We start from the raw sequence: 18,173 nt of genomic DNA, 5'->3' as shown, positions 1-18,173 counted from the left end.
CACAGCCATGATCAGCTACGAAGATTTCCTGACCAACGCCGAGCCGGAAGACATCCGTGTGATGAACCTTCTGTCGCAGGGCCAGACCATCAGTTTCGAAGACAGCAGCGAGGCCGAAGCGATGTTCCAGCGCATTGCCCGCCTGGATGGCGCTGGCTTCGTGTTGCGCGCCTCGCGCCACTATGAGCGTGTGGACGGCGTTCTATGGCAGCGGTTCGAAGGCCTGATTGATCCGGTGGCTGCCAACTATCTGGCCCGCGCCGCCAGCGAACGCGTGCAGCTGAGCCGCGAACCGCTTCCGGAGGCCTGATGCCTCAGGCCTATGCCCGCTTCGCCGCGGCGCCGATCGGCCCGGCGATGGCGGCCCGCGACGGTGGCCAGACGGTGGTCACCACTGCCGACGGGATAAACGGTTCGCGTAATGCACGCAGCGACGTGGGGCATTCCACCGGCGTGCGCGGTGCCGAATTCACCCTGTGGGGCGATGCAGCCGTTTTCGGTGATATCGGCGTCGTGCAGGCAGGCGCCGCCTACAACAGCGCCGTGGGAAACGCCGGCGTGGCCTGGGCGCTTCACGATGGCCAGGTGTGGGTGAACGGTGTGCAGGTGGCCGCAGGGCTGCCGGCGATCGCCAAGGGGGACATCGTCGGCGTTGCCATCGACCTGGTCAGCGCGACGCCCACGATCGCCTTCTACAAGGGCGCGACGCTGGTGCACGCCCGCAACCTGCCGGCGGGCACAACCTGGCATTTCGCTGTGTCGATCGCACCGCCAACCGCCGGCGGCCTGGTGTGCGCCGTGAACGCTGGCCAGTGGCCTGCAGCAGGCCCTGCAGCAGCTGCAGGCTGGCCAGCCGTTGCCGCGGCCAGCGCCAGCGCCAGGCTGGCCGATTGGGACTTCCTGAGCGACGCCGGCGATGCGCCCGCGCATGCGCGCTACGAAGGGTTGCTGTTGTCGGGCGTCACCACCGCCGCGGAGATCGGCTTCTGGCCCTGGTCGGGAGATCCACCGACCCGCGCCGGCAGCGCGACGGCGGACATCGTGGATCCGGACGGCCTGCTGGACAGCATGGCGCTGGAAGATCTTCGTGGCACGCCGGTGGCCATCCGCCTGGCTGACCGCGGCGGCAGCGTCGCCGGCGCCGTCACGGTCGGCCGCTACGTGGTGGAGCGCATCGAGCTGCAGAGCGACAGCAGCAAGAAGCTGATGCTGAGCGACGCGCACGACGACCTGGACCAATCCCTGGCCCGCGGCGTCTTCCTGGGCAACCTGCCCGCCTTGGCGTGGACGCCCCAGCCGGTGGTGATCGGTGCCGTGGCCAGCGTGCCCGCGTTGCCGGCAAACAGCGACGGCACGGTGCTGTACGTCGCGGACGCGCCGCTGGCGCACGTGGCCACGGTGATGGACCGCGGCGACATCATGGAGGCCGGCACGTACACCGTGACGCCTGACGCGCAGCAGCTGGCCATGACCAGCCCGCCGGTGGGGCCCGTCGTCTGCGACGTGTCCAGCATCGGCGCCGGCATGCAGCCGGCGACGCTGCTGCAGTTCCTGCAGGGCGTGTTCGGCCGCGTCCGGAAATCTGCCTGGTCCAGTGCGGACGCCAGTGCGATCGACGCAGCAACCGGCTACGCCGGCATCGGCTACTACACCAGGGAATCCGGCGAGGGCGGCTGGGCGCGCGCGGCGCTGGCGCGGGCTTTGCCCAGCTGGGGCGCCTGGTGGTGGCAGGACGATGACGGCGTGCTGCGCTTTTCCCGCATCATCGCGCCGGACACCTACGGCGGCACGCTGGCCTTCGACCTGACGCGCGCGGATCTCGACAGCGATCTGATCTGCACGCCAGACCTGGCGCCCGGCCTGACGCGTCGCATGGCCTACCGGCCCAACGCCCAGGCGCTGGGCGCCGGCGAACTGGTCACGGACATGGTCGACCTGCCGCAGCCGCGGCGCGATGAACTGATGGGGCTGTGGCGCGGCCAGGTGTATGGCGGCGGCCCACTGCCGCGCCGCTATCAGCATGCCGACTCAGCCGAACCGATCGTGTCGCTCTTCTGGCGTGCCCAGGACGCGCAGACGGAAATCGATCGCGTTGTGGCCATGTATGGCACGCCGCGCTTCACGATGGTGCTGCGCCTGAAAGGCGGATCCGATTTCAATCCGAAGCCTGGCCAGGTCGGCCGCATCACGCATCCGCGCTACGGCCTGGCCAGCGGCAAGAAGGTGCTGGTGCGCAGCCGCCTGCGCAACCCGGCGAACGGCGACACCACCCTGATCCTGTGGGGTTAGCCGTGCCGATCACCGAACAATTCCAGCGCGTCCAGGCAACATTCCAGCCGCGGCGGACCGATGACCTTGCGCCAGGCGTGGCCACGCTGATCGGCCGACCTTCAGAGTGGGTCGCAGCCTGGAGGATTGAGCGCGGCCCTTACGCCGGCGAATGGGCGATGCAACCCCTTGCGCCGGAATTCCACGTGTTCGGCTGGGCGCCGGAAGGAGATCTGCAGTGTTGATCGGGTACAGCATGCCGGCGGTGAACGCCGTTTCCCTCGCCGCCGGCGCTTCCTGGCTGACCACCGACGCCGGCGCGGCCATGTTCGACGGCAAGCCTGCGCGTGCCACGCGGATCCAGCGCACCAGCGGCAGCCCGACGATCAACATCACGCTGGCCAGCGCGATCGTGGTCCGCGTGATCGCGCTGCTGGGCCTGAATCTTCCCGAGGGCGTCACCGTTGCGGCCGCCGGCGCCAGCGGCGTCACGCGCCGCCTGCAGGACGGATCCGTGGCGTGCTGGCTGGTGGTACCTGCAGCAGCTGCGACGGCCAGCGTCAGCGTGGTGATCACGACGACGCAGGGCGTGATCGAGATCGGCGAACTGGTGGTGATGCCGGCGGTATCCGTGCGCATCGATGCGGGCTGGAAGATCTCCCTGGTGGATCCCACCGTGGTGTCCGAAACCGTGGGCATGCAGATCTTCGCCGACGAACGCCGGCCGTATCGCCGCCTCCCTGTGACCCTCAGCATGGACACGGAAGCCCGCGTGCGCGGCGGTGGCCTGGCCAACGGCATGGATTGGGCGCGTTTGCGGTATGCGCTGACGCGGGCCGCGCGTTGCGTGGCCATCCCACGATGGGAGACCGCCGCCGGCAGTGGCGTGGTCGACGCGGCGAAGCTGCACGAATCCGCGGTGTACGGCTACACCGACGTGCTGGGCGACATCGAGCAGGTGCGCGGTCCCTGGTGGCGCTGGTCGCCGGCATTCCGCGAGATCCCGCCGGCGACGTGACTGCATCCCGTGGCTGCGCGTCGCCGGCGTCGGCGATCGTGGCGACATGCGAAAGATCAACCTAGTTCTGGTCCACTGTTCGGCCACGCCCGCTGCGATGGACGTCGGTGTGCGCGAGATCCGCGCCTGGCACACGCTGCCGCCACCGAAGGGCAACGGATGGGCCGATATCGGCTATCACTTCGTGATCCGCCGCGACGGCACGGTGGAGACCGGCCGCCCGATCGCGCAGGCCGGTGCGCACGCTGCAGGCCACAACGCACATTCGATCGGCGTCTGCCTGGTCGGCGGCGTCGACACCGGCGGGCCGAAAGGCCTGGCGGTGAACAACTTCACCGCGGCGCAGTTCAAGTCGCTGAAGAAGCTGCTGGTGCAGCTGCAGAAGGACCATCCCGGCGTCACGCGGATCCTGGGCCACCGTGACGTGCAGCCCGGCAAGGCATGCCCTTCCTTCAGCGTGCGCGATTGGCTGGCCGCCAATGGCTTCGGCACGCCGGCGTGGACCTGATCCGATGAAGTTCGAAACCCTCCTGGGCGTGCTGCTGGCCAACGCACCGTCGACCATCAGCAAGGGCGTGGCCACCGCCGGCGTCAGCGCCGCCGCCTACACGTTCTCCCCCTGGGCGTGGGCGGCCGCGCTGGCCGGCGCGGCCATGTCCTTCTACTTCGAACCCGAGAAGCAGCCGAAGGAAGTCCGCAAGGTCATCTACGGGATCCTGGCCATGGGTTTCGCTGCGGCCGTCGTCGCCGCAGTCGTGCCGCACATTCCGTTGCTGCAGTGGACCGGCAACATCGAACTGTGGGCGCGTGCCGCCGTCCTGGGGCTCAGCATCCGCTTCCTATGGGAACAGGGGAAACGCATCGCTTCGGGGTGGAAGCGAACTGACGGAGCCCGCTGACCATGTCCCTGACCTTCGCACTGCTGGCGCTCGCCGGCCTGTTCGTCACCATCTGCGCCACGGTCGCCGCGGATCTTCTACGCGGCCGCCCCACCGAACTGCGCTGGCACGTTCGCCGCCTGGCCAGGGCCGGCATGGTGGCCGGCTGCCTCTTCATGATCGCTCGCATCCTGAGCCGCCAGCAGCTGACGGCCGAACCCGAACTGGCGCTGCTTGCCTTATCGCTGGCCGTGGTCATGGCGCTGCGCGCCCATTCGGAGATCCGCCGGCAGCGCGAAGCGGAGCGCCAGGCCGAACAGCAAGCCGTGGAGGACCCCACGCCGTGACCATTCCCGTCCCCGTACCCCCGAACCCGATCGACACCGCCAAGGCGATCGCGCGCACCGTGCTGTGGGGCCTGCTGGTGCTGATCTTCCTGGTCGCCCTGGGCTACGCCGCATATCTGCACTGGCGCGCTGGCCAGGCGGCGGACGCGATCGCCGCGGCCAAGACCGCCCAGGCAAACGCCGCCAGCGGCGACGTCGGCGCCGCCAACGCCACCACCACCCGCGCTTCGATGGACTCGGCAACCATCGACCTGCGCGTGACCACCGAAGCCGCCGCCGGGAGAATCGAACATGCGAGCCATCCTGCTGACGATCAGCCTGGTGCTGGTGACGACGTCGTGCGCGAGCTGGAGGACGCCGAAGGCGGCTATCGAGCCGCCGCGGATCGACTGCAGCGAGCGCGCGGCCGCTGAGCCCGCGCCGGCCGCCCGCGGCCTGCAGGAGCCCACCACCGCCGACTGGCGCGCCTGGCGAGCGTATGCACGCCGCTGGGCCGCCTATGCGCGGCGCTGGGCCGGCGTGGCCACGATCGAGGTCACGAAGCGCGGCGAAGTGGCGGATTGTCTGGACCGCGAGCGCGCGGCCGGCCGCATCCGTTGACGGCTAGTCCGCCGGCAGACGCCGGCGGCGGGCTTCCTCGAGCACCAGGCGTTCCAGTAGCGGCCCGCGATCGCCAGGCGCCGCCATCCGCTGGAGCGCGCGCCACGCGCTGCGATTGAGGTTCACGGCGAGCCTGTGGCCACCGCTGCGCTTCAGATCCTGCTGCCACAGGTCCGCGCGATCGCTGGGCGACAGGCCCGCCGGATGGATGCGCGGGCGTCCGCGGCGTGCAGGTTCGGTCATGGCGGCGTCGGGATCCAGGTGTGCGGTTCCCCGCATTGTATAGGCACATACGAAATCCCCAGCGACCGCCCCTTCCGGCCCACCTGGTCACCACGGGCACGGGCCCGACCTTCGCCCGACGACGGCCCCGGACCCCACCGCGAGAAAGCCGCCGGCACCGTCCGAAAAGCGCACCGGAAGGGGGAGGGGCGGCGCAGCAGCGTGGGACGAAGCGATAGAATCCGTCTATCTGATTGATTCCGAATGAATCAGGGTCACACGTCCGCGCTGAAAATCCCCACGTTTCAACCCAAAACTCCCACCATGCGAAATCGACGCCGGGCCCTCTATATCTCTCTCTTCTTCTTCAATTTGAGAGAGAGAGAGAAGAGAAAGGGCGCGGGAGGCGGTCACACGCGGGATGGGCGAATCCCCACGAATCAAACAATCGTTTGAAAACACGTCCCACGTTTTGAATTGCGGCAAACCCGTAAACGTGGGGGAACGTGGGACGGTAAGTTGCTGATTGCCTTCACCTTCTGATCACAATCCGCAACCTCCCACGCTCCCACGCCAGAAATGCCCGACCCCTCCCTGAAAGCGTTCAACGAAGCCCTGGACCGCTGGTGCACCTGGCTGCAGATGAACAACGGCCGGTCGAAAGCGACCGTCACGAAGTACCGCTGTTTCCTCGAGCGATACGCCGCGTGGGTCACCGAACCGCCGAAGGATCCCAAGCTGGCGCCCGAAGACACGGTGGATCCGATGCGGCCCACGCTGGCCGACCTGGAACTGTTCGCTGGTCTCTACTCGCATTCGCTGAAGCTGACGCCGCGCGCGCGTCGCCCGCTGGTGTCCGCACTGCGCGGCTTCTTCGCCTGGGCGAGCTCCACACAGCCAGGCGTGGCCAACGCCGCGGCCGCCCTGGTGCAACCGCGTGCGGGTCGACCGCTGCCGAAGGCCATGCAGCTGCACCATGCGGAAAAGCTGCTGATGACGCCCGACATCAGCACCTGGCTGGGCGTGCGCGATAGCTGCATCCTGATGCTGTTCATGGGCTGCGGCTTCCGCCTCAGTGGCCTGCGATCGCTCAACGAATCGGCCCTGGTGTGGCACACCGACGACAAGCGACGCGAAGCCCTGGCCATCCGAGTGGTCGAGAAGGGAAACCGCGAACGCCTGCAGCCCGTGCCCAGGGAAGCGGCCATGCTGTTGCGCGCCTACCTTGGCCACGAAGAGATGCGCGCGATACCGCGCACGTTGCCCGATGGCGATCGGGTGCTGTTCGTCACGCAGAACAACAACAGCGTGTCGCCGGCGGACTACTACGGCGAGGCCAGGCGCATCAGCGCCACGTACATCCAGCAGATGGTGAAAGAGCGATGCGCCGAAGCTGGCGTGCCCGTCGACGTCGCGCACCCGCACGCCCTGCGTCACCTCTTCGGTGCTGAGCTTGCGGAGGATGACGTGAGCCAGGTGACGCACCAGACCCTGATGGGCCACGCGTCTGCAGACAGCACAGAGATCTACGCCCACATCGCGGCCCGCAAGCTGCGCCGTGAAGTCGATCGCGCCAACCCGCTGGCCAAGATGAAGGGGCCGCTGCTGGATTCCCTGCGCTCGCTAGATCGCGCGGTGAAGGCGTGAACGCACATGCACGTCCACGCGCCGGCGTGTAGAAATCCGAGACCGCGCGCCCGTGATCTCTCCGAAAGCTAGTGTTGTCGGGCGGGGGTGCAGGTGCCCGGAAACGGCCTTGAAAGCGGGCAAACTATCTGAACGCCTGGGCCTCCCCTGCCCCCTGGTGGAACTGCGGGGTCTGTAGGAACCCGCAATTCAGACGGTCTCTGCTACCCCAGAATGTCGGTGTGCCAAGGGGTTGCCGCTCCGATGTCCATCGAAAACCGCAGTTCGAATCCGGGAATGACCAGGTCCACCGCCCAGGGCGACCCTGCCCCGGGCCTCAGTCCTGCAGGTGACCAGGGGGGGGGCTCGGCAGGGCCTCGCTTGCCCTGGACTCAGGGGGGGGGGTGGGTCTCCAGGCAGTTGCAGTGCTTTTGCTGGCGCCCTTTGGGCGCCGCCGGCGCCGGCGCCAGTGACGCCCGGCGACCGCGACCCCCGGGTGGAAGAACTGCGGCAGATCGGCCTGGGCGCCGTGTGGGTGCGCGTGGCTGACGCAATCGGCTACGAAAACTTCCTGACAGCGTGGGCGGTGATGTCGTCCAACCGCGACTTCATGGATGGCCGCAACCGCACCACCATCCCGGATATTTCGCTGCTGTATCGGTATCAACGCAATCAGCTGGTGCGGTCCCTGGCGGCGCGCGGGCTCAGCAAGAAACAGATCTTCAACGAAGTGGCCAAGCTGACCGGCTTGGCGCTGACCGATCATCAGATTGAACACATCATCAGGGGCGTTTCAGCATGATGGAGACGAAGAAGCGCGCGGTGGTTTACGCGCGTGTGAGCGACAAAAAGCAGGCAGAGGCTGAGGTTTCTATTCCAGCTCAGATCGAGGCCGCACGCCGACGCGCCGAGGATCTTGGCGCGACAATCGATCGCATTTTCCAGGACGAAGGCCGCAGCGCGTTCAAAGCCGGCAACCGGCCTGCCTTCGAAGCCGCCGTGGAATACGCGGTGACGATGGGCGTCGACTACTTCATCACCTGGTCAAGCGCTCGCTTCGCCCGCAACCGGTTCGAAGCCATCCTGTTCAAGGGCCAGCTTGACCGTGCTGGCGTCGGCCTGGTCTACCTGGATATGGCGGTGGATCGCACCACCGATGCCGGCTGGATGATGGACGGCGTGCTGGAACTGTTCGATGAAATGAAGTCACGACAGACCGCAATGGACACGAAGCGTTCGCTGCTGCGGAACGCAGAGCAGGGCTATCACTCCGGGGGCATCTCACCCTACGGATACGTGTCGGTCCCGGCCCCGGACAATCCGAAGCGGCGCAAGCTGGTCCCATTGCCAGAAGAGGCGGTAAACGTGCGGCGCGTGTTCGAAATGAGCAAGGCCGGGCTGGGCGGCAAGTCCATCGCCATGAAGCTAAACGACCTGGGCATTCGGTACCGCGGCAAGCTGTGGAAGAAGGACAATGTGCTGCACATGCTGCGCAACCCTGTAGCGCTGGGGCAGACGGTGTTTAACCGCTTCGATCGTCGCGCCGGCGTGGAGCGCCCGAAAGATGAATGGATCATCGTGGCGGCCCACGAACCGATCATCGACCGCGCCCTGTGGGATGAAGTGCAGGCAAGTCTGGATATCACGGCAGAGAGCAAGAGCGCGCGCGGCACAAGCAGAAGCACCCATGTGTTTTCGGGCCTGTTGCGCTGTGAGAAGTGCGGCGGCTCGCTGGTGGTGGAGATTGGCCGCGGCAATGGCGGCACGTATAGCTATTACACCTGCCGACGCGGGCGCCAGAATGACGCCTGCGACAAGCGCCGGTGGCCAGCCGATTCCCTGGACGCCTTCCTGACGGACGTGGTGTTCAAGCGCATCCTGGACCGGGAATCCCTCGCCGAAATGGCCCGTGGGCTAGTGGAAACGGCCGGCGAGTGGCAGCGGGAACAGCGCCAGCGCCGGCAAGCCCTGGTGGCCCAGCTGACGGACGTGAAGCGCCGCAACGGTCGCCTGTACGACGTCCTGGAAGAGATGGGACGGGATGCCCCCAACCTGGGCGACTTGACCGAACGGCTGCGCGAGAACAACGCCCAGGCCAAGAGCCTGGAAGCGCAGATCGCGGCCCTGGACTCCGAAGAGGCACCCGCCCAGGCGATCGACACCGGCGACCTGGACACCTTGGCGGCCGAAATGCGCAGCCTGTTCACGGAAAGCGGCAGCGCGGCCCGGCTGCGCAATTTCTACCAGTCATTCATCGGGGGGATCGTCGTCCGCGCAGATTCAGCGGCTATCGACTACATCCCCAGCGCAATTGTCGCGGTGGCTGGGGCGGGAACCGTGGTTCATAGAAGAGAAAAATGGGGTGGCTGAGGGGACTCGAACCCCCGACATCTGGAATCACAATCCAGTACTCTAACCAGCTGAGCTACAGCCACCACTGAAACCTGCATCCTTCCGGTCCGCACCGGAAGTGGCGCGCCCGACAGGACTCGAACCTGTAACCGCCGGCTTAGAAGGCCGGTGCTCTATCCGGTTGAGCTACGGGCGCCCGGTCCGGATTGTCGCATCCCCGCCCTGCCGGAACATACTGGCAGCACATCAGACTGGTCGGGGTAGAGGGATTCGAACCCCCGACCCTCTGCTCCCAAAGCAGATGCGCTACCAGACTGCGCTATACCCCGACGAGGGTCCCGGCGTGGCGTCTGGACGCCAACGAGGTCGCGTATTGTCGGAACCTGCGGCCTTGCTGTCAAACGAAACCTGATGATCCATCGCTTGCGATATGCTCAGGCACTGGGGACAGACGTCCGGCAACCACATGAGGGAACGATGATGCGCAGCGGCAATCCGGCATTGAAGGAATCCACCTTCCTCGACCTTGGCAGCGGGACGGTCGTCTCGCGCGACGGCGGGGCGATGACGCTCAACGGCACGATCAACAAGACCGGCATCCTGTTGCTGCTGACCGTGTTGACCGCGGCATTCTCGTGGAACCAGGCGCTCGGTCCGGACGGCCTGCCCGCTCCCGGCTTCGCGGTGTACATGTGGGGTGGCGCCATCGGCGGCCTGGTGCTGGCGCTGATCACCGTCTTCAAGAAGACCTGGTCGCCCGTCACCGCGCCGCTGTATGCGCTGGTCGAAGGATTCTTCCTGGGCGCCATCTCGGCGGTCTACAACGCGCAGTTCGGCGGCATCGTGATGCAGGCGGTGATGCTGACCTTCGGCATCCTGTTCGCGCTGCTGTTCGCCTACCGCAGCGGCCTGATCAAGGCCACCGAGAACTTCAAGCTGGGCGTGGTCGCCGCCACCGGCGGCATCGCACTGGTCTATCTGGCGAGCATCGCGCTGGGCTTCTTCGGCATCAAGATTCCGCTGATCCACGAATCCGGCCTCATCGGCATCGGCTTCAGCCTGTTCGTCGTGGTCATCGCCTCGCTTAACCTGGTGCTGGATTTCGACTTCATCGAAACCGGCGTCGAGCAGGGCGCGCCGAAGTACATGGAGTGGTATGGCGCGTTCGGCCTGATGGTCACGCTGGTGTGGCTGTACCTGGAACTGCTGCGCCTGCTGTCGAAACTGCAATCGCGCGACTGATTCCATTGTTCGCCAAAGAAAAGGGGCGCCTTGGCGCCCCTTTTTTCATGGACCCATCGCTTCATCGCGTGGCGCCGGGTCTGCGACCCCGGCGGCGCGGCGCGTCGACCAGACGATGAACACCAGTGCCGATACTGCCAGCCACCAGCAGTAATGCACGCTGCCGGCCAGCGCCAGTGGCGACACCGCTGCCAGCGAGGCCGCCAGCAGGATCTGTGCGCCGTAGGGCAGTACGCCTTGCACCACACAGGCGAAGATGTCGAGCATGCTCGCCGCCCGCCGGGGACTGATGCCGTGGCGCTGGGCGATGTCCCTGGCCAGGCTCCCGGTGACCAGGATCGCGACGGTGTTGTTCGCCGTCAGCGCGTCGGTGCCCGCTGCGAGCGCCGCGATGCTGATTTCGCCGGACCGGCGCCCCGTATGCCCCCGCGCGAACTTCGCGATAACCTGCGCCAGCCAGTCCAGGCCTCCCGCGGCCTTGATCAGGGCGGCCAGGCCACCGATGAGGATGGACAGCAGCGTGATCTCGACCATGCCCTCGAAGCCCATGTAAATGTCGCCCACGTAGGAAACCGCGTCGTAATCGTCCGCCAGCACGAAACCGAAGACGCCCGCTGCGACCAGCCCGATGGCCAGCACCAGCACCACATCCAGTCCTGCCAGCGCCAACCCGAGGACCAGCACGTAGGGCAACACCAGCCAGGGTGACGCCGCATCGGGCGCAGCCACCGGCGCCACGTCGCCCAGCGTTGCCAGAACCACGAGCGTTGCGATGGCGGCCGGCAATGCGATCTTGAAGTTTTCGCGGAACTTGTCGCGCATCTCCGCGCCTTGGCTGCGCGTGGCGGCGATGGTGGTGTCCGAGATGATCGACAGGTTGTCGCCGAACATGGCGCCACCCAGCACCGCGCCGACCACCAGCACCCGGTCCAGCCCTGCGGCATCGGCGACGCCCAGTGCGATGGGCACCACGGCCGCCACCGTGCCCATCGAGGTACCGATCGACAGCGAGACGAACGCGGCCGCGAGGAACAACCCCGGCAGGATCAGGCTCGCCGGCAAGGCGCCCAGGCCCAGCGCCACCACTGCATCGACCGCGCCGATCGCCTTGGACACCGTGGCGAACGCGCCCGCCAGCAGGAAGATCAGGCACATCAGCATGACGTTGCTGTCGCCCATGCCGGCCAGCAGCGTCTGCTGCGCAGGCAGGCCACGACGACGCGCCAGCCATACGCCGAGCGCCAGCGCCGGCAGGATCGCGACGGGCGCGCGCAGCTGATAGAACCCCATCGCCTCGCCCTGCGCGGTGAAGTACAGGCCCGCACCGAAGAACAATGCGAGGAACAGCAGCAACGGGGTCAGCGCCAGGGCGCTGGGACGGACGGACATGGCGGGGTCTTCTGCGAGGGGCCGCGGATTGTGCGTGCCCGCATCGTACCGGCCAACCTCATGGATGGGACACCGGCCGACAAAAAGGGAACGCTGTGCCCGCGCGCCTCTCCGTGGCTAGTCCAGGCCCGAGGCTTTCCGGTAGCGCCCGCTGCTCCACAACGTGGCCACAAGCGATGCGCCGCCCACGATGATCAGGATTGCGCCGACCGTGGGGGTTCCCAGCAGCAGGGAGCCGATGCCGAACATCAGCGCGAACACGCCGGTATTGCCGGCCAGCCACGCCAGTCCCAACCACGCGAGCGAGCGCCTGGGCGCCGCATCCGGAAGATCGCGCCACCAGCCTGGCGGACGCACGCGTCGCGTGAAAGCGGCGAGGTGTTCCCTGGGCACGGGCGGGGTGAGGAACGTCGCCAGCAGCGCGCTGGAGGTGGAGATGCCTACGATGGCCAGCAGCAGATATTCCGCCCGCACCTGCGGGAAACCACGGTACAGCACCACGGAAGACACCACGGCCGACACGATCCCCGCGATCTCGGTCCATGCGTTGGCCCGCCACCAGAACCAGCGCAACATCGAGGGCAACCCAAGGCCTGCGCCCAGTGCGATGAAGAAGCGCCATGCCTGTTCGATGCTGTCGATCTGGGAGGCCACCAGCACGCCCATGGCCGTCAGCAGCGCGACGGACACGCGACTGACCCACACCAGGCGTGCCTGGCTGGCGTCCGGACGCAGGAAGCGCCGATAGAGATCATGGGTGAGGTAACTGGCGCCCCAGTTGAGGTGCGTATCCACCGTGCTCATGAAGGCCGCCAGCAGCGAGGCGAACAGCAGGCCCAGCGCGCCCGCCGGCAACAGCTGTGCCATCAGCACCGGGTACGCCATCTCGCGATCCCCGGCAACGATCGCCGCCGCGCCCTCGCCTTCCATGCCCAGCGGGAATACCACCAGCGCCACCAGCGCCACCAGTACCCAAGGCCAACTGCGAACCGCGTAGTTCAGCACGGCGAACCACAGCGCGCCGCCCACGGCATGCCGCTCATCGCGCGCGGTGAATATCCGCTGCGCCAGGTAGCCACTGCCGTCGCTATAGTACTGCGCCCACCATTGCACCGCCACATAGACCAGGAACACCTGCACCGGCAGCCACGCGGCATCCGCTGCAGGCACGAACGCAAGCAACTGCGGCACGTCGTAGTGCCGGGCAAGCCCTTCGCGCAGACCTGCGAGTCCACCCACATGGTCCACGGCCAGCCATGCGAACAGCACGCCACCGGCCAGCGCCATGCCGAACTGCAGCAGATCCGTCAGGATCACGCCACGGATGCCGCCCAGGCTTGAATAGGCACCGATCAGGCAGAACAGCACCAGCACCGTGAGCGTGTCGCCCGGCGTGCCGATCAGCAGCGCATCCGGCCAGATCGCGGCGAACGACGCCACTGCATCCGCACCCAACCACGCTGTCCAGTCCACGAACGGCGCCGCGATCTTCACCATCGCGCGCACCACCCAGCCCAGGATGATGGCGTTGATGAGGATCGCGAAGAACGCCGCCTTGAATCCGCGCAACCATGCGCCCGAGCGGCCGCAGTAGCGCAGCTCCAGCAGTTCGGCGTCGGTGAGGACCCGCGAGCGCCGCCACAGCGCGGCGAACACCACCGCGACCGACACGTGCGAAATGGCCCACGACCACCACAACCAGTTGCCTGCCACGCCATGCTTGGCAACCAGGCCTGAAACCACCAGCGGCGTATCGGCGGCGAAGGTGGTCGCGGCCATCGAGGTGCCCAGCCACCACCACGGCAATGCACGGTCGGCCAGGAAGTAGGACTCGAGCGAACGCCCCGCGGACCGGGACACCCACGCTCCCACCAGCAGGGTCGCCACCAGATAGGCGGCGACGATGGTCCAGTCAATGACCGCCAGCGATCCCATCGGGCGCGACGGCAAGCGTCATGAGGAACATGGGGTCGAGGATACCCCAGGGGGGACGATCACCCAACCCGCCTTGCCGCACGCAACCGCGCGGCAAGGCGTCGTAAGCGATCAGACGCGGCTGGCGATCGCCTTGGCGAACGACATCGTGTTGCCCTCGCCGCCCAGGTCCGGGGTCAGCGAATCCTTGGCCTCTAGCGTGGCGATGATGGCCGCACGCAGGCGCTCGGCTTTCTCCGGCTGGCCCAGGTGATCCAGCATCTGCGCGGCACCCAGCAGCAGCGCGCAGGGATTGGCCACGCCCTTGCCGGCGATGTCCGGCGCGGAGCCATGCACGGCTTCGAAGATCGCCGCATCGACACCGATGTTGGCGCCCGGTGCCAGGCCCAGGCCGCCCACGAGGCCGGCGCACAGGTCGGAAATGATGTCGCCGAACAGGTTGGTGGTGACGATGATGTCGAACTGCTCCGGACGCATCACCAGCTGCATGCAGGTGTTGTCCACGATCATCTCGTTGCACTGGATGTCGGGGTACTGCGCGGCCACTTCGCGGGCCACCTTCAGGAACAGGCCCGAGGTGCTCTTCAGGATGTTGGCCTTGTGCACCACGGTGACCTTCTTGCGGCCGGTCTTGCGGGCCAGGTCGAAGGCGTAGCGCACGATGCGCTCGGAGCCCTTGCGGGTGATCTTCTGCGTCAGCAGCGCGGTCTCGCCGTCTTCCGAGATCGACTGCCCTTCACCGATGTACGCGCCTTCGGTGTTCTCGCGCACAGTGATCAGGTCGACGCCGGTCGGGAAGCGCGACTTGGTGTTGGGGAACGACTTGGCCGGACGCACGTTGGCATACAGGTCGAAGTGGCGTCGCAGCGCCACGTTGATCGAACTGAAGCCCTCGCCCACCGGCGTGGTCAGCGGGCTTTTCAGCGCCACGCCGTTCTTGCGGATCGAATCCAGCGTCGCCTGCGGCAGCAGGTCGCCGTGCTTTTCCAGCGCGACCAGGCCGGCATCGGCTTCTTCGTAGGTCAGGCCGACCTTCATCACGTCGAGCACGTGCAGGGTGGCGTCCATGATCTCCGGGCCAATACCGTCGCCGCGGATGACCGTAATCGTCTGGGTCATTGAGTGGGGTTTCCGAACAGGGGCACGCGTCGGGCGGGGCCGCGACGGGCGCGAAAAGGAAGATTTGTCCGCCAATTATGCCCGAACGGCCGGCAAGTCCCCTAATCGACGATGGTCGGAGGCCGGCCTGCCGGGGTATGGCTGCCACGGATCGCCACCGACTGTCTTCCAAGCGAAAGCCGGGATCCTGCGTGCTTCTGCTCGTCCTTCACGCGGCAATGCGGAAGGCGAAGATCAAGATGGGTCCCAGCCTGCGCCGGAGCGACGGTGAAGGACGGACGGACGGACGGACGGACGCAGGCAGGCAGGCAGGCGAGATGCTCGGTGCTCGAGGTGAACCTGTCTGCCTCGCCATCGACACCGGTCGGAGGCCCGGGTCTGCCGAGCATGGGCGGAACGGACCGCCACCGAGCGTCTTCCCAGCGAAGGCTGGGATCCAGCTTGCTGCTGCTCGTCTTTCACGCGGCAAAGCGGAAGGCAAAGATCAAGATGGGTCCCAGCCTTCGCTGGGACGACGGTGGAGGACACAGGCAGGCAGGCGAGGTGGTCGCGGATGGATCTGCGCCGCTTTCGCCGGCTTCAGTGGTCGTGCGCCGACGGCGCGTCAGCCTGCCCGCCTTCCAACTGGTCGAGGAAATCCACCGCCCGGCGCAGGTGCGGGATGACGATGGAGCCCCCCACCACCAGGCCTACCGAGAACGTCTCGAAGAACTCCTCGCGCGTCACCCCGGCCTCCTTGCACTGGGCGACGTGGTAGCTGATGCAATCGTCGCAACGCAGGACCATCGAGGCCACCAGGCCCAGCAGTTCCTTCGTCTTCACATCCAGCGCGCCTGCCTGGTAGGTCTGCGTGTCCAGCGCGAAGAAGCGGCGGACGACCTGGTTGGGTTCGTCCAGGATGCGCTTGTTCATCCGCTGCCGGAACTCCGTGAATGCCTTCACGCGGTCCTGGCTGTCGTCGTCTGCGCTCATGCCGATTCCCCTGCGAGCAGGGCTTCCAGCTTGCCCGCACGGTGCATCGCGATCATGTCGTCGTAGCCACCCACATGGGTTTCGCCGATGAAGATCTGCGGCACGCTGGTGCGCCTGGCCTTGGCGATCATCTTCTCGCGCGCATCCGCGTCCAGGTCGATGCGCACTTCCGTCCAGGTCTGGCCCTTGCTCTTGAGGAAGTTCTTGGCCGCCACGCAGTATGGGCAGATGGCGGTGCTGTAGAGGGTGATCTCGGGCGCGGTGGCGCCCTGCGGGGTGTCGCTCAAGGGAGTTCTCCGGAACGAAAGGGGCATGCTGTGGTCCTGACCGATATCGGGCGCATCGGACCGACTTCCAGTCGGGACCATGGAACAGTGCGGGCCGGTACTGGCCCGGTTAACCACGTATTCACTCGCCCGGATCAGCGACCCGTCATCCTGACCTGGCTGCCCATTATCCGCCACGGAGCCATCGTTTGCGCCCCATCCTGCTTGCCACCGCCCTGACCCTGGCCCTCGCGGCGCCGCTGGCAGCCTCCCAGGACAGCCGCCTGCCGGACATCGGCTCGTCCGCCGGCGAACTGCTCACGCCGGCACGCCAGGCCGAGTACGGCGGCATGATGCTGCGCGAACTGCGCAACTATGGCTATCTGCTGGAAGACCCGCTGATCACGGACTGGCTGCAGACCGTGGGCAGCCGGCTGGGCGCCGACAGCGACAACCCGCAGCAGGCGTACACGTTCTTCATGATGCGCGACCGGCAGATCAATGCCTTCGCCACGCTGGGTGGCTACATCGGCATGAACGCCGGCCTGGTGCTGACGGCGGACCGCGAGGACGAGATGGCGGCCGTGCTCTCCCACGAAATCGCCCATGTGACCCAGCAACATGTGCTGCGGGGCGTGGAACGGGCGCAACGCGATCAGGTTCCGATCCTGCTGGGCATGCTGGGAGCCATCGTGCTGGCCCAGGCGGCGGGCGGAAGTTCCAGCGGCGATGCGTCCCAAGCCGCCATCGCCTCGGCCATGGGCCTGATGCAGCAGCGCCAGATCGACTACACCCGTTCCAACGAATCCGAGGCCGACCGCGTCGGCATCCGCACCCTGTCCCGCGCCGGTTACGACATCGATGCCATGGCCGGCTTCTTCGCCAAGCTCCAGCAGGCCACCCGCGCCAGCCGCGGCAGCGGAAGGGAACAGGTGCCGGACTATCTGCAGACCCATCCGGTCACCACCACCCGCATCAGCGAGGCCCGCCAGCGCGCCGACCAGTTGCGCGGAGACCAGATCACCGCGACCACCCGCGTTCCCGGCGGCGAACACGTCGAACGCTTCGACCGGCGCGGCATAACACTGCCGGAGTCCCGCAGCGACAACCCGTTGCTGCCCATCCCGGTCACCCTGCCCACCCAGGTCTTCCAGCGCGGCGACACCGGCCAGTTCGACTGGGCGCGCGAGCGCCTGCGGGCACTCAGCGCCAGCACGCCCTCAGCCGCCGTACGGGAGTACGAAACGCTGCGCCGGCAGGCCGGCAAGCCGTTGACGGCACCCCAGCGCTACGGACTGGCCATCGCCCATCTGCAGGGCGGCGACAGCAGGACCGCGTTGACGGAGTTGCGCCGCCTGGACGACGAGCATCCCGACAATCTCTGGATAACGCTGGCGTTGGGCGAGGCGGAATCGCGCACCGGCGACCCGGCGGCGGCCAATCGCCGCTTCGACGCCTTGTTGCAGCGATTGCCGCAGAACCGTCCGGCAGTCCTGACCTACGCGAAGGTGCTGAACGAACAGGGCGGGCGCGAGGCCGGGCAGCGCTCGCAAGCCATCCTGCGCCCGCTGATGGCGCGCGCGGGCGACGATCCGGTGTTCCAGCAGCACTTCGCCAGGGCCAACGAACTGGCGGGCGACACCGCCCGCGCCGGTGAAGCCTACGCCGAGGCCGCCTATCTGAATGGCCGGCCGGAACAGGCCTTGATCCAGCTGCAGAATCTCAAGAACCAGGGCGACCTGGACTTCTACGCCCGCGCCAGGATCGACGCCCGCATCGCCACCATCACCCCGGAAGTGCTGGAACTGCGTCGCCAGGGCATCCGCGACCCCGACGTCGAACGCCGCTGAGCCCGCGCCGGCGCGCCTTGTGACACTCCGACGGCATGTCATGTAAACGTCATAAAATTGTCGTCTACTGGCACGGTCCCCCTCGCCCA

19 protein-coding genes and 3 tRNA genes are annotated in these 18,173 nt (G+C 67.1%); 13 read left to right on the top strand and 9 right to left on the bottom strand.

The annotated features are described in order from the left end of the window. Nucleotides 1–7: 7 nt before the first annotated feature. Genes OY559_RS06580 through OY559_RS06545 form a run of 8 tightly spaced genes read left to right on the top strand, consistent with a single transcriptional unit; the run spans nt 8 to nt 4,924 of the window. Nucleotides 8–310 carry a hypothetical protein gene (locus OY559_RS06580; RefSeq protein WP_277729254.1) on the top strand — a complete coding sequence of 101 codons (303 nt, stop codon included), beginning with the start codon at nt 8–10 and terminating at the stop codon, nt 308–310. Then, entirely contained in the window at nt 310–2,289 is a 1,980-nt protein-coding gene (locus OY559_RS06575) for an SPRY domain-containing protein (protein ID WP_277729253.1), read from the top strand. Before OY559_RS06580 ends, OY559_RS06575 begins: the two co-directional genes overlap by 1 nt. Before the next feature lie 2 nt (nt 2,290–2,291). After that, nucleotides 2,292–2,513, top strand: a complete 222-nt coding sequence (locus OY559_RS06570; RefSeq protein WP_277729252.1) for a hypothetical protein — start codon at nt 2,292–2,294, stop codon at nt 2,511–2,513. Next, nucleotides 2,507–3,286 carry a hypothetical protein gene (locus OY559_RS06565; protein WP_277729251.1) on the top strand — a complete coding sequence of 260 codons (780 nt, stop codon included), beginning with the start codon at nt 2,507–2,509 and terminating at the stop codon, nt 3,284–3,286. Before OY559_RS06570 ends, OY559_RS06565 begins: the two co-directional genes overlap by 7 nt. Before the next feature lie 46 nt (nt 3,287–3,332). After that, the gene (locus tag OY559_RS06560) at nt 3,333–3,794 is read left to right on the top strand and encodes an N-acetylmuramoyl-L-alanine amidase (RefSeq protein ID WP_277729250.1); all 462 of its coding nucleotides are present in this window, start codon (nt 3,333–3,335) and stop codon (nt 3,792–3,794) included. A gap of 4 nt (nt 3,795–3,798) precedes the next feature. Then, complete coding sequence (locus OY559_RS06555) at nt 3,799–4,185, top strand: hypothetical protein (protein ID WP_277729249.1); 387 nt, start codon at nt 3,799–3,801, stop codon at nt 4,183–4,185. A 2-nt stretch (nt 4,186–4,187) separates the two neighbouring features. Then, nucleotides 4,188–4,511, top strand: a complete 324-nt coding sequence (locus OY559_RS06550; protein WP_277729248.1) for a hypothetical protein — start codon at nt 4,188–4,190, stop codon at nt 4,509–4,511. Beyond that, nucleotides 4,508–4,924 carry a hypothetical protein gene (locus OY559_RS06545; RefSeq protein WP_277729247.1) on the top strand — a complete coding sequence of 139 codons (417 nt, stop codon included), beginning with the start codon at nt 4,508–4,510 and terminating at the stop codon, nt 4,922–4,924. Before OY559_RS06550 ends, OY559_RS06545 begins: the two co-directional genes overlap by 4 nt. Before the next feature lie 190 nt (nt 4,925–5,114). Here the strand turns inward: OY559_RS06545 and OY559_RS06540 are convergent, their stop codons facing one another. Beyond that, complete coding sequence (locus tag OY559_RS06540) at nt 5,115–5,354, bottom strand: hypothetical protein (RefSeq protein ID WP_277729246.1); 240 nt, start codon at nt 5,352–5,354, stop codon at nt 5,115–5,117. 558 nt (nt 5,355–5,912) lie between these two features. Here OY559_RS06540 and OY559_RS06535 point away from each other — a divergent pair. From OY559_RS06535 to OY559_RS06525, 3 genes are all read left to right on the top strand, one after another. Further along, complete coding sequence (locus OY559_RS06535) at nt 5,913–6,980, top strand: tyrosine-type recombinase/integrase (RefSeq protein WP_277729245.1); 1,068 nt, start codon at nt 5,913–5,915, stop codon at nt 6,978–6,980. A gap of 448 nt (nt 6,981–7,428) precedes the next feature. Next, entirely contained in the window at nt 7,429–7,761 is a 333-nt protein-coding gene (locus tag OY559_RS06530) for a hypothetical protein (RefSeq protein ID WP_277729244.1), read from the top strand. Continuing rightward, nucleotides 7,758–9,329: a recombinase family protein gene (locus OY559_RS06525; protein ID WP_277729243.1), complete on the top strand. Its 1,572-nt coding sequence runs from the start codon at nt 7,758–7,760 to the stop codon at nt 9,327–9,329. The genes OY559_RS06530 and OY559_RS06525 overlap by 4 nt, the downstream gene beginning before the upstream one ends. Here the strand turns inward: OY559_RS06525 and OY559_RS06520 are convergent. The 3 genes from OY559_RS06520 to OY559_RS06510 all read right to left on the bottom strand — a co-directional run bounded on the left by OY559_RS06520 (nt 9,318) and on the right by OY559_RS06510 (nt 9,640). Further along, nucleotides 9,318–9,394: transfer RNA gene (locus OY559_RS06520), tRNA-His, on the bottom strand. The two genes, OY559_RS06525 and OY559_RS06520, sit on opposite strands and share 12 nt — an antisense overlap. Before the next feature lie 36 nt (nt 9,395–9,430). Further along, nucleotides 9,431–9,507 (bottom strand) — tRNA-Arg (locus OY559_RS06515). A 56-nt stretch (nt 9,508–9,563) separates the two neighbouring features. Continuing rightward, nucleotides 9,564–9,640 (bottom strand) — tRNA-Pro (locus tag OY559_RS06510). Nucleotides 9,641–9,788: 148 nt separating this feature from the next. On the opposite strand from OY559_RS06510, the gene OY559_RS06505 reads away from it, so the two are divergent. Then, a complete protein-coding gene (locus OY559_RS06505) occupies nt 9,789–10,553 on the top strand; it encodes a Bax inhibitor-1/YccA family protein (protein ID WP_343228770.1) in 765 nt (254 codons plus the stop codon). A 45-nt stretch (nt 10,554–10,598) separates the two neighbouring features. Here the strand turns inward: OY559_RS06505 and OY559_RS06500 are convergent, their stop codons facing one another. The 5 genes from OY559_RS06500 to grxC all read right to left on the bottom strand — a co-directional run bounded on the left by OY559_RS06500 (nt 10,599) and on the right by grxC (nt 16,255). Next, nucleotides 10,599–11,942, bottom strand: coding sequence for a Na+/H+ antiporter NhaC family protein (locus tag OY559_RS06500; RefSeq protein WP_277729242.1), 1,344 nt, complete (start codon nt 11,940–11,942; stop codon nt 10,599–10,601). Nucleotides 11,943–12,059: 117 nt separating this feature from the next. Continuing rightward, nucleotides 12,060–13,892: a sodium:solute symporter family protein gene (locus OY559_RS06495; protein WP_277729241.1), complete on the bottom strand. Its 1,833-nt coding sequence runs from the start codon at nt 13,890–13,892 to the stop codon at nt 12,060–12,062. Between the two features lie 96 nt (nt 13,893–13,988). Beyond that, nucleotides 13,989–14,996: an isocitrate dehydrogenase gene (locus OY559_RS06490; RefSeq protein ID WP_277729240.1), complete on the bottom strand. Its 1,008-nt coding sequence runs from the start codon at nt 14,994–14,996 to the stop codon at nt 13,989–13,991. A 579-nt stretch (nt 14,997–15,575) separates the two neighbouring features. After that, on the bottom strand, nt 15,576–15,968 hold the full coding sequence (locus tag OY559_RS06485; RefSeq protein ID WP_277729239.1) for a carboxymuconolactone decarboxylase family protein: 393 nt from the start codon (nt 15,966–15,968) through the stop codon (nt 15,576–15,578). Beyond that, nucleotides 15,965–16,255, bottom strand: coding sequence for a glutaredoxin 3 (gene grxC / locus OY559_RS06480; RefSeq protein WP_277729238.1), 291 nt, complete (start codon nt 16,253–16,255; stop codon nt 15,965–15,967). The genes OY559_RS06485 and grxC overlap by 4 nt, the downstream gene beginning before the upstream one ends. A gap of 188 nt (nt 16,256–16,443) precedes the next feature. On the opposite strand from grxC, the gene OY559_RS06475 reads away from it, so the two are divergent. Further along, nucleotides 16,444–18,084 (top strand): M48 family metalloprotease, encoded by a 1,641-nt coding sequence (locus OY559_RS06475; RefSeq protein ID WP_277729237.1) that lies wholly within the window; start codon nt 16,444–16,446, stop codon nt 18,082–18,084. Nucleotides 18,085–18,173 lie beyond the last annotated feature (89 nt).

The sequence above is a fragment of the Pseudoxanthomonas sp. SE1 genome (assembly GCF_029542205.1).
Classification (GTDB): Bacteria; Pseudomonadota; Gammaproteobacteria; order Xanthomonadales; family Xanthomonadaceae; genus Pseudoxanthomonas_A.
Note: the sequence above shows the minus strand (reverse complement) of the source record. Positions and strands in the feature narration are given on the sequence as shown.

Excerpts from the sequence above, each read along its gene's own strand:
- OY559_RS06550 (WP_277729248.1), top strand. The coding sequence starts at position 4,188 with ATGTCCCTGACCTTCGCACTGCTGGCGCTCGCCGGCCTGTTCGTCACC.
- OY559_RS06500 (WP_277729242.1), bottom strand. The coding sequence starts at position 11,942 with ATGTCCGTCCGTCCCAGCGCCCTGGCGCTGACCCCGTTGCTGCTGTTC.
- OY559_RS06580 (WP_277729254.1), top strand. The coding sequence starts at position 8 with ATGATCAGCTACGAAGATTTCCTGACCAACGCCGAGCCGGAAGACATC.
- OY559_RS06560 (WP_277729250.1), top strand. The coding sequence starts at position 3,333 with ATGCGAAAGATCAACCTAGTTCTGGTCCACTGTTCGGCCACGCCCGCT.
- OY559_RS06525 (WP_277729243.1), top strand. The coding sequence starts at position 7,758 with ATGATGGAGACGAAGAAGCGCGCGGTGGTTTACGCGCGTGTGAGCGAC.
- OY559_RS06540 (WP_277729246.1), bottom strand. The coding sequence starts at position 5,354 with ATGACCGAACCTGCACGCCGCGGACGCCCGCGCATCCATCCGGCGGGC.
- OY559_RS06535 (WP_277729245.1), top strand. The coding sequence starts at position 5,913 with ATGCCCGACCCCTCCCTGAAAGCGTTCAACGAAGCCCTGGACCGCTGG.
- OY559_RS06555 (WP_277729249.1), top strand. The coding sequence starts at position 3,799 with ATGAAGTTCGAAACCCTCCTGGGCGTGCTGCTGGCCAACGCACCGTCG.
- OY559_RS06575 (WP_277729253.1), top strand. The coding sequence starts at position 310 with ATGCCTCAGGCCTATGCCCGCTTCGCCGCGGCGCCGATCGGCCCGGCG.
- OY559_RS06485 (WP_277729239.1), bottom strand. The coding sequence starts at position 15,968 with ATGAGCGCAGACGACGACAGCCAGGACCGCGTGAAGGCATTCACGGAG.
- OY559_RS06490 (WP_277729240.1), bottom strand. The coding sequence starts at position 14,996 with ATGACCCAGACGATTACGGTCATCCGCGGCGACGGTATTGGCCCGGAG.
- OY559_RS06505 (WP_343228770.1), top strand. The coding sequence starts at position 9,789 with ATGATGCGCAGCGGCAATCCGGCATTGAAGGAATCCACCTTCCTCGAC.